Origin of the sequence: Microcoleus sp. PH2017_08_TRC_O_A (assembly GCF_020738665.1) — a bacterium.
In the GTDB taxonomy this organism is placed as follows: Bacteria; Cyanobacteriota; Cyanobacteriia; order Cyanobacteriales; family Microcoleaceae; genus Microcoleus.
In genome coordinates, this window is record NZ_JAEQCE010000101.1 from 1 (window position 1) to 13,599 (window position 13,599).

General features: G+C 46.0%; 11 protein-coding genes and 1 tRNA gene. 5 read left to right on the top strand and 7 right to left on the bottom strand.

Annotated elements, in window-relative coordinates:
• Positions 1-85: 85 nt before the first annotated feature.
• On the top strand, positions 86-1,564 hold the full coding sequence (locus JGK22_RS27620; RefSeq protein WP_293223663.1) for an NAD(P)/FAD-dependent oxidoreductase: 1,479 nt from the start codon (positions 86-88) through the stop codon (positions 1,562-1,564).
• A gap of 339 nt (positions 1,565-1,903) precedes the next feature.
• Positions 1,904-2,305: a hypothetical protein gene (locus JGK22_RS27625; protein ID WP_293210578.1), complete on the top strand. Its 402-nt coding sequence runs from the start codon at positions 1,904-1,906 to the stop codon at positions 2,303-2,305.
• Between the two features lie 282 nt (positions 2,306-2,587).
• Here JGK22_RS27625 and JGK22_RS27630 read toward each other — a convergent pair whose 3' ends face one another.
• From JGK22_RS27630 to JGK22_RS27650, 5 genes are all read right to left on the bottom strand, one after another.
• Positions 2,588-3,961, bottom strand: a complete 1,374-nt coding sequence (locus JGK22_RS27630) for an ABC transporter substrate-binding protein (protein WP_293314206.1) — start codon at positions 3,959-3,961, stop codon at positions 2,588-2,590.
• Between the two features lie 736 nt (positions 3,962-4,697).
• Positions 4,698-4,784 (bottom strand) — tRNA-Ser (locus JGK22_RS27635).
• Between the two features lie 60 nt (positions 4,785-4,844).
• Positions 4,845-7,493, bottom strand: coding sequence for a ComEC/Rec2 family competence protein (locus JGK22_RS27640; RefSeq protein WP_293314209.1), 2,649 nt, complete (start codon positions 7,491-7,493; stop codon positions 4,845-4,847).
• 649 nt (positions 7,494-8,142) lie between these two features.
• The gene (locus tag JGK22_RS27645; protein ID WP_293149068.1) at positions 8,143-8,622 is read right to left on the bottom strand and encodes a DUF4079 domain-containing protein; all 480 of its coding nucleotides are present in this window, start codon (positions 8,620-8,622) and stop codon (positions 8,143-8,145) included.
• A gap of 916 nt (positions 8,623-9,538) precedes the next feature.
• A complete protein-coding gene (locus tag JGK22_RS27650; protein ID WP_293148941.1) occupies positions 9,539-9,883 on the bottom strand; it encodes a DUF1815 family protein in 345 nt (114 codons plus the stop codon).
• 154 nt (positions 9,884-10,037) lie between these two features.
• Between JGK22_RS27650 and JGK22_RS27655 the strand changes: the two genes are divergently transcribed.
• On the top strand, positions 10,038-10,169 hold the full coding sequence (locus tag JGK22_RS27655; RefSeq protein ID WP_293175254.1) for a hypothetical protein: 132 nt from the start codon (positions 10,038-10,040) through the stop codon (positions 10,167-10,169).
• A 32-nt stretch (positions 10,170-10,201) separates the two neighbouring features.
• Here the strand turns inward: JGK22_RS27655 and radC are convergent, their stop codons facing one another.
• Together radC and JGK22_RS27665 are read right to left on the bottom strand one after the other, a co-directional pair.
• Positions 10,202-10,933, bottom strand: coding sequence for a DNA repair protein RadC (gene radC, locus JGK22_RS27660; RefSeq protein WP_293196625.1), 732 nt, complete (start codon positions 10,931-10,933; stop codon positions 10,202-10,204).
• A 387-nt stretch (positions 10,934-11,320) separates the two neighbouring features.
• The gene (locus tag JGK22_RS27665) at positions 11,321-11,551 is read right to left on the bottom strand and encodes a hypothetical protein (protein ID WP_293196624.1); all 231 of its coding nucleotides are present in this window, start codon (positions 11,549-11,551) and stop codon (positions 11,321-11,323) included.
• Positions 11,552-11,790: 239 nt separating this feature from the next.
• Between JGK22_RS27665 and JGK22_RS27670 the strand changes: the two genes are divergently transcribed.
• Positions 11,791-12,807, top strand: coding sequence for a succinate dehydrogenase/fumarate reductase iron-sulfur subunit (locus JGK22_RS27670; RefSeq protein ID WP_293196623.1), 1,017 nt, complete (start codon positions 11,791-11,793; stop codon positions 12,805-12,807).
• A gap of 93 nt (positions 12,808-12,900) precedes the next feature.
• Positions 12,901-13,092, top strand: coding sequence for a chlorophyll a/b-binding protein (locus JGK22_RS27675; RefSeq protein WP_293175262.1), 192 nt, complete (start codon positions 12,901-12,903; stop codon positions 13,090-13,092).
• Positions 13,093-13,599: the final 507 nt, after the last annotated feature.

Genomic DNA, 13,599 nt, shown 5'->3' on the forward strand with positions numbered 1-13,599 from the left:
TTACGTTGTTTTCTTGAGTCCGCGGAGGCGGACATCGTTTGTATAGGAGCGGTTTCAACCGCCGTCTTATCTGACAAATTTATTTATGCTTGATTATGATTTAGTGATTATTGGTGGAACTGCGGCCGGACGTTATGCTGCTTTGACTGCAACTAATTTCCCGGCTCGCGTTGCTTTGGTGGAACCGCTCAGTAATTCTCAAGATTTGCCGGCGGGGGGGAAAGAGTCGATCGCCCTGGGTTTGAAATACAGCCAAACTTTGAGAGAGGCTGCTCGTTTTGCTCACCAGATGAGCCACCCACAGTTCGGACTTCGCCCAGATCTGGCTAATTCCGAAATGCCGATCGCATTGCAGTTTAACGGGGTTAAGAAGTGGGCTGACGGCGTTGTTTCTAATTTGTCAGAAATTGACGATCTCGGCGTTTTAGCTGCTCGCGGGGTTGATATTATTTTTGGTAACAGCGAGTTTGTTGCCAAACCGAATTTGGCTTTGATTGCGGGCGATCGGAAATTGCGATCGCGCTGTTATTTGCTAGCTTGTCCAACTCTACCTGCAATTCCCAATATTGAAGGACTTTCGTCTGTCGGCTTTTTTACTTCCGAAACAGTCGGGGAATTAGCAAAACTGCCAAAGTTGCCGAAAAGTTTGGCTGTAATCGGTGCAGATCCCAGCGGTGTTGAAGTGGCTCAGACTTTTTCTCGGCTGGGCGTTGCTGTGACTTTGGTGGTGAAAAGTTCGCAGATTTTGGCTAAAGAAGACCGCGAGGCTGCTGGTTTGGTGCAAGCTGGAATGGAAGCTGAAGGAGTGCGGATTCTGACTGCGACTGAGGTGACTCAAGCTAGGGTGATTGACGGTAAAAAGTGGATTCAAGCTGGGGCAAGGGCGATCGAAGCTGAGGAGATTTTTCTCGCCGCTGGCCGCGGACACAATTTTGCATGGTTAAATCTGGAAGCTGCTAGGGTTAAATTTAGCGATCGCGGGTTGATTTTAAATGAAAAGCTGCAAACAACTAATTCTCGAATTTACGCTTGTGGCGATGTTGCTGGCGGTTATTCGTTCCCTCACATCGCCAATTGCGAAGCTGCGGTTGCTGTGAAAAATGCTTTGTTTTTGCCGATGTATCAAATAGATTATCGCGGGATTCCTTGGGCGATTTTTTCCGATCCGCAGTTGGCGAGGGTTGGCTTGACAGAAGCGCAAGCAAGGCGCCGTTTTGGAGACGATTTGATTGTGGCTAGGGAATATTTCAAGAATGTTGAAAGAGCTCAAATGTCCGGGGAGACAACGGGTTTTTGTAAGATTGTCGGGCGGCGTGACGGGGAGATTTTGGGAGCGACTATTGTCGGCCCGCAAGCTGCGGAGTTGATTCATGCGATCGCCTTTGCTGTGCGTCACGGAATGAAGGTTGAGGCGATCGCCGAACTTCCTTATATTTGGTCGAGTTTTTCGGCCATTAACGGTCAAACTGCTGCTGTTTGGGAGTCGCAGCGTCTCCGCAGCAATACTTTTATGCAGAATTTGTGGGAGAATTTGTTTCACTGGCGCAGGTATTGGAAAAGATAGTTTTTTTTGATTGGGCATCGGGCATTGGGCATTGGGCATCGGCCTACCCAGGGCATTGGGCATTGGAAATCGGCTTTCCCAGGGCATTGGGCCGGGTAGTCAGAAACCGGGTTTTTTGGGAGAATACTTTGTTATGGCGTGCAGATTGGGAAAAAAACCCGGTTTCTTTGGTTTTGATGCGTCACAAGTGTTTCTGAATGATTAAACCGCAGAGGCCGCAGAGAGCGCAGAGGAAGAGAAGACAGAACAGCCCTTGATTTAGTGGCCAATTATGAATATGATAACCAATATCAAAACTTGAAATACAGTCGAGATACACTACTACCCGAGGTTTGATTCATGGATTGCAAAACTGCTACTTTAGTTTACGAAACCGGAAATCCTCTGGAAAACATTCGCAAGATGTTTCCCGAAGCTTGGCAATTTTTGACAGCTCAGTCTGCGGCTTTTGTGGCTGGTAAAGATGATGCTTTTGATGCGGAGATTAAAAAGTCGATCGGCAAAACGCCTTTTGGGTTCAGAATTACTCACCGCGACGATACTGAACAATTGACAAAAGATATCTCTGAACTGTTGGGCGATATTACTTCTCGGTTACTTTTGGAACAGCATTTTTCTCAAGTTGTCGGTCGTCCTCTTTATTTCAGCACGATTTGCTGTTCCAGTCACCTAACAGCCGATCGCGAATTGACATTAGATGAAGTTTTGCCGATTCAGCGGGCTGCTGTTAAGTTGCAATAGCAGTTAGACATTAATCATTAGTAGCTGTAGGGTGCGTCGCCATCGACAATAATCAAAAAAGAGGGACAATCTCATCGCGACGCACCTGTCCCAAGATTTTTGTTGTAGCAAGCTTTTTTATAAATATTATAAGGTGAGTCGCCGCTAAAAAAGTTGATTGAATGCTGCATGATTTTTAATGGCGACACACCCTACGCAGACTAACAAACCGCAAAGACGCGAAGGTTGAGAAAAGAAGGGAAAGAGTTCAATTTGTGCCTGACTCGCTCTTGTGTCACCCAATCACGGGAGCGTCACAAACCTGTAATCGTTGCCTTGGCGTTGAACCTGTACTAAAATCGCTTTGTTCCATCGATCGCCCGTTGGCAAAAACCTCACATCCTCACTCGCACCAGAGGTAACGAAATTCGGAGCCCTAAGTGCTTGTTGCAATCCTTCTCGCGTATTGCTGCGCTGCAAACCGCTGATAATAGCTTTAGTCGCATCAAAACTCGTGGCGGTTCGCCAATTCACGGCACCTCCCCACTTTTGAATCGCATTCTTAGAAAATGGGTTGTTGGGATTAGTGTCAGGATGCCACGGAACGGACAAAACAAGCCCGTCAACGTCTTTGTTCCCCTCTTTTACCGTTTGAAAGGTGTACAGTGTCGTGCTGCCGTAGAGCGCTAATTTGCCAGTATTGAGGCGAGCTAGGTCGATCGCGCGATCGATGCGATCGATATGAGGTGCTACCATTAACGCTTGTGCACCTTTGCTAACAGCATCAGCAATGCTAGCACTCGAATTAAAAGTTGGCGTTGAAAAGTCACAAACCGTAGGCACTACCTTGCCACCCAAAGCCGAAAACGACGAAACAAATTCATCCTTAAACGATACGTTATCAGGAGCTTGAGAGTCATAGCAGATAGCAACATTAGTTTTGCCAGCTTTCTTAACCATATATTCTGCTAAAGGAGCCGCCATCGATTGAATCGGGGGGACTGTCCGAAAAATGTAGCTACCAAAACCTGATAAATTGTTAGCAAAGCTAGTTGGCGTCACCATCACCAGTTTTTTTTCTTGATAGATAGGAGCAGCAGCCAAAGAAGCATTACTAGCATTGTGTCCGACGACTGCTAAAATTTTCGGATCGTTTACGAATTCGGTTGCAACTTCTTTGGCAAAATCTGGACTGTTATCATCGTTCGCAATCAAAACTTGCAAACCCGCACCATTAATCCCTCCCCCAGCATTAACTTCCTCTTGAGCTTGGGCAACTCCTCGGAGCATTTCTTGCGCTACATTCGGGTTAGTGCCAATCGGAACGCTGACGGCTATTTGCAGAGAATTATCATTATTGACTTTGGCATTATTTAAATAAATTAGAGTCTCTGGATCGTTGCGATTTTGTTGCAGCGATTCCCGAAAGTTTTTAACAGCTTCTTTGTAATTACCCTCAGCAAAAGCTTTGACACCTGCTTGTTTTCCTGCTGTTTTTTGCGATTGCATCAATATCTTATCTCCCCAACTGAGACGACTGTTACCAGAAACTAATCTAAGTGAAGTTCCGCCCTTTAATATCTGTGGAATAAACGTGAATGCACCCCAGGCAATCAAAGGAAATGCAATAAAAACAATTGGCGGCGGGCCTTTTCTTTTTTGAGGTTCTTGATACATAATTAGTTCTCCTGCAATAGATTTTGTTTAGATACTTTGATTTCTGTCAGCATTTCCTGGGACAGTCTAATAAATCTGTTACTTACCAAAAAATACTCCTGCTTGCAACCTGTAGAAATATCTACATATATTTGATTTAGCTAGACCGCAATATTAGCTGCTAGGCTTTGGCGACACTGGCTCCGTCCTGTTTTATGTTCATATGATGATTATGAATAAAAGCTTTTTTAAAGTCAATTCATAAAGTCATTGGATGGACTCATAAAAATCATATTGTTAAGTTCATAAAAGTCATATTCGCCTAGGTTGGTTTCAATAACTCATCTCATGCCTGTTGTATTACTGTAATAAAACGTGTTTGTAGTGAGGACTTTAGTCCTCGGATGATGCGGACTAAAGTCCTCACTACGAACCAACTTTATTGGGAGCGTTCTTTTCGGACATGATAGAATTCTTCCACAATACTGTATATGTGGCTCAAAACAGCAGTTGGGCGATCGCTCTTTCCGTACATAAATAAGATGTGCGGTTTGAAGTTTAAGAATTGTGTCAAATTTTCTATCATTGTAACAAAAGCAAATTGTCAAGTCTCTCAAATGAGTTGTCACACAAACTCCTAGTAACAGCGAGGTGGAGGAATTATTGGCTTTTTCTAAATCTTCACTAAAATATGGCGTAAGATATGCAAGTTTATCTTGATGTACTTTGCATATCTTACGCCAGAAGTCTTGAAAAACGGAGAGGGTGGGATTTGAACCCACGTTAGAGTCACCCCTAAAGTAGATTTCGAGTCTACCGCATTCAACCGCTCTGCCACCTCTCCAATAAACTTGAGATGCGAGCTAAAAGTATTTTACCGCACAGTGCGCCACATTGTAAATCCTTACAGAAAAGAAGTTTGATTTTCTTCCGATTCCAGAGTCGTCTTAAATCCCCCTGCTGGCGTCCACTGAAGAGCTCCGTCGCGCCCTGTCCAGAAAATCTGGGTTTTGCTTTGGCTCAGTTGGGCGGCGGTTTCTGGGTCGATTTCGTCTGAGGATGCGATCGCCACTTGTGGCCCAACTGCGCTCAATAACTCGGCTGTCAGGGTTTTTCCAGACCACCACAGCACTTCTACCCGCTTCAATGTTCCCGTGGCTGCTAATCTCTTTGATAACATACTTTGCGCTTCCGGTGTCATGTCACCGACAAGCAACCAAGTGCGATCGCCCACCAGTAATTCTACCACCGGGATTTCCGCATCCACGAACTGCAACTGCGTCGAACCCAGATCAATTTTCTTGTTAGTTTCTAAAGGAAAGTAAACGCCTTGGCGAGATTGCACAGCCGTCATAAATTCCTGATTGCTGCCGCGGTGAATTTGTTTGGGAGCGTTATTATCATAAAATGTTTTAATTGGCAAGCGTTCTAATAATTTTCCCCAACCGCCGCTCAAGCCTAAATGACCGTGAGTGGCGATCGCAAAATTCACAGAATTAACTCCTTGCTGCTGCAAAAAAGGCAATACTGTAAACCTCACCGTATTTTCATCACCGCTATTAATTAGCACCACTTTTCCCTTATCTTGAATTACCAAAACTGGTTCCCCAGATGTCGCCAGCAAAGTAACTTGAAATAAAGATGATTGAACGTGCCAAGCTGGCAAAACTACGACTCCAATTCCCGCCATCAGCGCCAGCGGTAAAATCCAAGCCGAAGAAATCCGCAACGCAAAAACTCGGCTTTTCCCCTGCTTCCCTCTCCCCTTTCCTTGATTCTTGCCTTTTCCTAATTCCTGTTTCCCTCTCCTATCTTCCTGTTTCCCTTTTCCCTCGGACTTTTTCCTTCTATCCGTTACATCCGTTACATCCCGCACATTGCTCGTTGCCGAACTTCCCCCCAGCCAAACCCAGCAGATTAAACTGTAAAGCGCGATTAGTTGAAACGCCGATACTTGGCCGACAGCTACCGAATTACCTGGCAATTGCGAGAAATATTCGGCGATCGCAATTAACCCCTTTGCCGGATAGTCAAGCAGTTGGGCTAACACACTCCCAGCCGGCGGAAAAATCAATCCAGCTAAAGCGCTAACCATCCCGCCAATACTCAAAATCCACAGCAAAGGAGCCGCAATAATATTGACTAAAATGCTGTAAGGTGATACCACACTAAAAACGTAAAGTAGTAGCGGCAGTACCCAAACTGAAGCGGCGATCGGAACCACCAGAATTGAAGCGATCGCCGGAGGCATCCAGTCGAACTTTGCCATCAGCGGCGGCGCTGTCACCACTAATCCCAAAGTCGCCAAAAAGCTTAGTTGAAAACCTAAATTCCAAATCCACAAAGGGTTAACCAGCAGTAAAATAGTCCCAGCAATTAACAGCAATCCCAGTGGCTTAACTTCGCGACTTAGTACCAAAGCAAATAGTGTACCAAATCCCATCAAGGCGGCGCGGCAGATTGAAGCTTCAAAGCCTGTTAATCCCACGAGCAAAAATAAAGCACTGACGCCAAAACCAAATTGTAATTGTTTGGAAAAGCGCCTGGTTAAAGCTAAAACTAAACCCAAAACCATCGAAACTTGAGTACCCGAAGCTGCGATCGCGTGGGCTAATCCAGCCTGCACAAAAGAGTCGCGGATGGTGTAGGGTAAATCAACTGCTTGTTTGCCCAGGGCGATCGCACTGATCAACGGCCCTTCGGGAACACTCAACTGTGATACTTGCGATCGCACAATCCGCATCCGCATCGTTTGAATTGGCGACGGCTGCATCCCGGTTGACTCCCAGAAAGCACCCGTTTTGGTGTTAAGTCGATTGACATCCGCGATCGCATTTTCTCTCTTCCAGTCAATCTGACGCCCTTTGAGTCCTGCAAAAGCCCCTTGTCCGGCTAAATATGCTTGAAAATCAAAAGCCCCTGGATTCGACGGCGGCTGCGGTTTGTACAATGATCCCACAACTGCGATCGTATTGTCGGCATACAAGCCCGTTGCTTGCAGCAGGGGCACTGTAACGTAGAGTTTGCCGGATACTGGGCGGTTGACGACTACTCCTCCTTCGCCGCCGTTGATTTCGCTAACTGCATCCGTGTCTAGCCAAAATTGCGATCGGCCCGATCGAGTTAATCGGGGCGTACTAGCCAGTCTACCGCGAACTGTCACCGCCACTTCTTGAGTGTTTCCGCCAACGGGAATCAGTTTGCTGATGTCATTCATTGCCGGTTGGGGCGATCGAATTGCAAAATAAATGCTCGCCAAAAATGCGATCGAACCCGCGACAGCCCACACCCATTTTGCTCTCGGCAGCATCTCAAGCAAGCTCAATTTTTCCCTCGTTTCTAAGGGTTCCTCCAGAGCATTTTCTTTCGTTCTGCTGCGTCTTTTATTAGTGGTTTTGAAAGAGTTCCTTGTATACTTTAACAACAATTTAGGCATGGCGACTGCGACCGCTATTCCTAAAGCAAATATCCCGTACCTACCCCAAGAAACTCCTGTAGAAATCAATCCCACAATGTAGGCAATACAGAAAATGACACCCGTTGCTTGATTCATTAATTAGAAACTATGGAATTAGTCAGTTGTCAGTTGTCAGTTGTCAGTTGTCATTAGTCATTAGTCGGGTGCAAGGCGAATATATCCGTAGGGGCGAAGCATGACCGCAGAAAATAGGAGATTATAACTAATAACTTATATGCGGTCATGCTTCGCCCTCTTCAAAAACATTAGTCATCCGTCATTAGTCATGTTTTGCTGTTTTTGCGATCGAACGTTATTAGTCATTAGTCATCAGTCATTAGTCATCAGTCATTAGTCATTAGTCATGTTTTGCTGTCCCCCCGCGATCGAACCTTATTAGTCATTAGTCATCAGGCAGAATGAAATAAATAGAATCAATCGTTACCGCAATTTAATCACTTCCTAACTGTCTTGGTAGTTACTAAGATTAGCAATTTTTGCGATCGCAAATATACTTTCTTTTACTTTTCAAAACCGCACAGCTTAAGCTGAAAACCAGATATTTCGGTTTGAGTCTTCGTTTCCCTTCCCCTAAATTCTCCTAAAAAATGGCAGTAGGAGTTCACTTTAAGCGCTCCATTCCTGCTCCTGGTGCAAGAGACACTTTGCGTCTCTTGTCCCCCCTTTTTTTAGGTAGGTTAGGGGGGAACGCAACTCATCTGAACGAGAACAGACTGGTACTACCTTAAATAGACAGACCTAATTTTAAACCGAAAGCCGCGTGCAGCACCATAAGTGCCAGGGCAGTTGTGCCCAAATAAGCGTGAACCGCCCGCAGTGCCAGCTTATTGCCTCCAAAACCTGTCAGTGAAATCAAGCTACCAACAGCCAGCAAAACCAGCACTCCCGAACCCGTCCAAAAGTGCGGGCTTTCCATAACAGGCTTGTGCTGCATTACCAGCGACAGCAAGCCCCCTGTGTAGCCCAAAGCTAGAAACAGAAACATCCACGGTGCTAGCTTGCGGTGATCCGCTCGACTTTTGAGCGCGACATCCTTATCGGCGGCCAAACGTCCCTGCCATCCCGTATACCCGACGAAGCTACCCATGGCCACAACCACGATTCCCATCATTACAGGATGTCCCCAATGGGTAATTGGTTCGGGAATTCCGAGACTGCGAAATTGGCTGGCGATGGGTTCTAGAAGTTCGCTTAAATTTACCATTTGATTCTGACTCCAACCTTGGGGATAAATATTTTGGGAGAAAATATTAATATATTATAAAATATTAGTAGCAACTGCGATCGCGCACTTCAAAAAACAGTTGACAGTTGCCAGTTGCCAGTTGACAGTTGACCTAATGATGAGTGATAACTTCCGCGGCTACAACGGTCAAACATGACGCAGAAGCTTAAAGTTACACAAAACTTAGCCGGCTAAAGCCGGCTGTGAGATTTTTTACAGCAGTGATGCTGTTTTAAGTTAATTGTGAGCTGTTAACCAACCTTATCAGCTAAATCGAAAAGCAAAAATAAACGCAATTCGTCCGCATATCCACCCTGGGGCGGCTTTTCGCCCAATCTTCACAGCCTCATCCTCACTCTGGATGTTAAATTTTACCTGCCTGCTCATAGTTAATTTCAATGCCTTGACTTTTGAATGTCAAAGTGAGAAATTAACATCGCAGGCGACGAGCATTAGCAGTTTTACTTTTGGCAAATCGCTCTTAAGACAGAATCAACTGCTGCCAAAAAACTAGAGGTTCCAAGTTAGACACTTTTTGCATAAAGTTATGCAGATACCTTTAACCTAGAAAAATCGGGCTGATGCCGGAGTTTTCTGTCTGTGGCACAATCTGAAATGAAACTTTCACGTCAGATGTTGCGGTATCTGTCAAAGCTTTTAACTGAATGTTAAAAGCACCATTGATATCGCGTCATATAGCATGACTGCTGTCGGCCCTGGCAGACTTCGATCGACTGACGGCTAAAATGAGTGTCTGAAAGCACCCTGAAATTACCCTTGTCTATTGAGCTGCCATTGCTGTGCAACCTGTTCCTCTCAACTAACTCGCTGGGGATTCGGTTGCAGGTGGCAAACACCGACTTTCGCTGCCGCTTTCCTCAGAACCGTGCAACTGCTAAACTCGCTGCGCCGTCGCCAAAGTAGCTTCCGAAGGTTGGATTTGGTACTTTACGAGATTTGCCAGTTCTTGTAACTGACTAATTGCCTCTGCACCTTCTAGTTTCATCAGTTCGCGATCGTCCCGCATCTCAGTCCATGTGATACCGTAATCTGACACTAAAAATCGAATCAGATGGTTGTCCGTCAAACTGACCATAAATGAGGCACTGTTCATCTGACCCCCGCAAGTGTAGCAGGATGCCAAATAACCCCGACGCTCTAGCACGATCGCCAAAGCCTGGAGGTTCATGACCAAATCTTGGACGAATTTACGGTGTTGTTCTGCAAGTCTCAGAAACACAGTTTTTCTCCTATCACCACGCCGTATATTTTACACCCAATTTCATAATTTCTTAAGAATTGAGTATCTAGGTGCTGGTTCAGTATACGTTTAGTATGCTGAAAAAAAATCGAATTAGCGACCTCTTCAGCCTACCTTTACTAGATTAACCGAGTTGCGATCGCAACTAAGTATCAGCAGCGACATTAACCTCAAACACTATGTAACCGTAGACTCCAGCCCCCACAAAACTTCTGCTGTGACGGCTGATTCAGCCCTCGAACAGCCGAAAGATACAAATAACTAATGATAGCAATCGAGTTAGTTAAGTATAATAGTTCAATCGCCCTGGGGATACTCCTCCCAAAGCGTCGTAGTCTGTCGCAAGCTCCGAAAATCGCCATTTCCCAAAATCAAGTGATCCAGCAGCGGAATCGACAAAAACTGCGCTCCAGCAAGCAACTGCCGTGTCAAAGCAATGTCCTCCGGGCTCGGCTCTACACTCCCCGAGGGGTGATTGTGCGAGATAATTGCTCGCGTTGCCCCAAGGCGGATCACTTCCCGAAAAATATCCCTTGGGTGAGCTAAAGTTTCGGTAGCTGTGCCGATCGTAATTACTTGAGTACCCAGCAGCCGATTTTTGACATCCAGCAGCACCACAGCAAAACGTTCCTGAGACTGCCACATCAAATCCTGACTCAGAGCATCCGCAGCAGCTTGTGGAGAGTCCACCACGGCCATGTCCGGCGGCCGCGACTGAAACACCCGTTTCCCCAACTCCACGGCAGCCAAAATCGAAGTAGCCTTGGCTGGGCCGATGCCGTGAATCTGCGTCAACTCCTGCACGCTAATGCCGCGGAGTACACCCAGAGGATCCCGCTGGTGCAAGCTCAACTGATTTAAAATATACTGTCCGAGTCCGACAGCCGAAAGTTTGCCGGGGCCCTGACCGGTACCCAGTAGAATAGCAATCAATTCCGCAGTCGCCAAACTTTTCGGGCCGCCGGCCATTAGCCTTTCCCGCGGCCGTTCGCTACTCGGCAAATCTACAATTCTCAAGCTGTAAGTCATAGATGGACTCGCACCGCAAGCTCAACAATTAAATCATATTAGCCGATCGATCGTCCTTCTTCAAATCAGTACGATCGCCCAAAACAGCTAAATCATTAACCGAGGCTGTTAGCGCGTGCAAATCTAACACAACGTTTCGATTTTCGATCGAGTCTTTATCTTGATCGAGCCGATCGCCCGGAGCTACCTCTAACAGGTAAAATTGCTCGTAACTGTGCCCTTAGAGCCAGGTTTGCTGGCAGCACCCCCTCCTTCATCGCCAAGATGTGATTACCAGAAAGAATTGGTTGAAAGCCCGCCCGCCTGCTCGGGAGAAATTAAAATTAGACTATTCATTAGTCCAATCCTCGGACTTAAGGGTAGAGGTCGCTCTCAAACTGTCAACTGTCAACTGTTGAACCTAGATTCTTGCCATTCTATCGAGGTCAGCAGCGAGGAAACAGGCTGCGGCGGCTTAGGTGCTGCCAAGCCAACCGATACAAAGGAAGCGACCATCAAAACGCCGTAAACAGCCACAGATAGCTTGCGAGTTGCCAGTCCCACCCATTGAGGATTTACTAAACCCAGACAAAATGCTGGCGTTGAAAACATGAAAGTTAAAACAAACAAGCTGGACATCAGGCACCTCCTCCTTCGCGAACTGCACCGATCGATCACTTGTTTATCCAATTATCAGCTAAAAAATCCGCTGAAAACAGTTGCGATTGATGATTTATAACTTAAGGATTATTGCCGTTTCTCAAACAATAATCAAGCTGCTTAAATCTCACGCTTTAGCTAGTTGTTAAAAAATAAATGTCTTTTTATATCGCCAGAAAATCTAGCTTAAAATAGAAACTAAATTCTTTACTCAAAATATGCAAGTCCGCTTTAACGTAGTCCGCCAAAATCAAAACGAGGCTCCCCGCGTTCACACTTACACCCTAGACGTGGATGAAAGCAATACCATCCTAGACTGCCTCAACAGCATCAAGTGGGAACAAGACGGCACTTTAGCTTATCGCAAAAATTGCCGCAATACAATTTGCGGCAGTTGTTCGATGCGAATTAACGGGCGCTCGGCTTTAGCTTGCAAAGAAAATGTCGGTAGCGAACTTGCGAGATTGCAAAAAATAGCCCATTCGAGTTCAGCACAACAGCCTGGCGATTTCATCCCAGAAATTACCGTCGCCCCCATGGGAAATATGCCGGTAATTAAAGATTTGGTGGTTGACATGACCAGTTTTTGGGACAACCTGGAAGCTGTTGAACCCTATGTCAGCACAGCCTCGCGAGCAATTCCCGAACGCGAATTTCTGCAAACTCCCGAAGAGCGATCGAAACTCGACCAAACTGGTAACTGTATCCTCTGCGGCGCGTGCTATTCTGAGTGCAACGCTCGGGAAGTCAACCCGGAATTTGTCGGCCCCCACGCCCTCGCCAAAGCTTACCGGACGATCGCCGATTCCCGCGACAGCGAAACCGAAAATCGGCTGGAAAAGTACAACGAAGGAACCGCAGGCGTCTGGGGCTGCACCCGCTGTTACTACTGCAACTCGGTTTGTCCGATGGAAGTGGCGCCGATGGATCAAATTGGTAAGATTAAACAGGAGATTCTCGATCGCAAAGACGACCAAGCCAGTCGATCGATCCGCCACCGCAAAGTCTTAATTAATCTCGTTAAAGAAGGTGGCTGGATAGACGAGCGCAAATTCGGTATCGAAGTAGTAGGAAACTATTTCCGCGACGTTCAAGGCTTGCTGAGTCTGGGCCCGTTGGGTTTAAGAATGCTCGCCCGCGGCAAATTTCCCTTGTCCTTTGAGCCTTCTGAAGGTACCGAAACCGTGCGAGATTTGATCGAATCGGTGCAAAATTTAGAAAAGTCGGCAGATTAGCGATCGGCGGTCAATTTCGGGTAAATTACAAGTTGTGCGATCGGCAATCTTCCCAAAAATCCTGACTCAAAACTCACAACTCAAAACTTTTAAATGACTGCTAAAACACCTCCATCACCAAAACCGACAACTCCAAATACCCCACAACCAGCAGAACCTGCTTTTGGCTGGAATGCCTACGCCGAAAAAATCAACGGACGATTTGCAATGGTGGGATTCGTGGGACTTTTGCTGCTAGAATTCTTCACCCGCCAGGATTTTTTTACCTGGCTGGGCTTGCGTTAAATTCAGTATAACTCGGTGGATAGCTACTGATGCGTAATATCATTTCCGCTCCAACAACACTGTAAAATTGGTTCGATCGTTTGGACTTCAAGTCCTCATGATCCGAGGACTGAAGTCCGAACAATCAAACAGCTTTATTAGGGTAATTTGGGTGCATATAGCCTTTCTCAAAAAGATGAGGTATGACTGACAGCTTATATAATCAGTTCAACTAAGAGGGCCCAAGCCCAACAACGTACCTCATCTCTCTGAGAACCGCTATATCACTTTTCAAGAGGGCGAAGCATGACCGCATATAAGTTATTAGTTATAATCTCATATTTACTGCGGTCATGCTTCGCCCCTACACACATATTTGCAAAACCTGAGATGCACCCGGTAATTTGCCCGACATGATATACATCCTCTCCCTGAAAAACAGGTAAAAAAATAGATAATCATCCATTTTCAACCTACATTCCTGCTTGTAAAACCTGGAAATTGAGTTAAGTAATAGAAATAGATACT

What these genes read in the sequence shown, in the direction of transcription:
- JGK22_RS27645 (WP_293149068.1), bottom strand. Translation starts at nt 8,622, where the DNA reads ATGGTAAATTTAAGCGAACTTCTAGAACCCATCGCCAGCCAATTTCGC.
- JGK22_RS27640 (WP_293314209.1), bottom strand. Translation starts at nt 7,493, where the DNA reads ATGAATCAAGCAACGGGTGTCATTTTCTGTATTGCCTACATTGTGGGA.
- radC (WP_293196625.1), bottom strand. Translation starts at nt 10,933, where the DNA reads ATGACTTACAGCTTGAGAATTGTAGATTTGCCGAGTAGCGAACGGCCG.
- JGK22_RS27675 (WP_293175262.1), top strand. Translation starts at nt 12,901, where the DNA reads ATGACTGCTAAAACACCTCCATCACCAAAACCGACAACTCCAAATACC.
- JGK22_RS27670 (WP_293196623.1), top strand. Translation starts at nt 11,791, where the DNA reads ATGCAAGTCCGCTTTAACGTAGTCCGCCAAAATCAAAACGAGGCTCCC.
- JGK22_RS27630 (WP_293314206.1), bottom strand. Translation starts at nt 3,961, where the DNA reads ATGTATCAAGAACCTCAAAAAAGAAAAGGCCCGCCGCCAATTGTTTTT.
- JGK22_RS27625 (WP_293210578.1), top strand. Translation starts at nt 1,904, where the DNA reads ATGGATTGCAAAACTGCTACTTTAGTTTACGAAACCGGAAATCCTCTG.
- JGK22_RS27665 (WP_293196624.1), bottom strand. Translation starts at nt 11,551, where the DNA reads ATGTCCAGCTTGTTTGTTTTAACTTTCATGTTTTCAACGCCAGCATTT.
- JGK22_RS27620 (WP_293223663.1), top strand. Translation starts at nt 86, where the DNA reads ATGCTTGATTATGATTTAGTGATTATTGGTGGAACTGCGGCCGGACGT.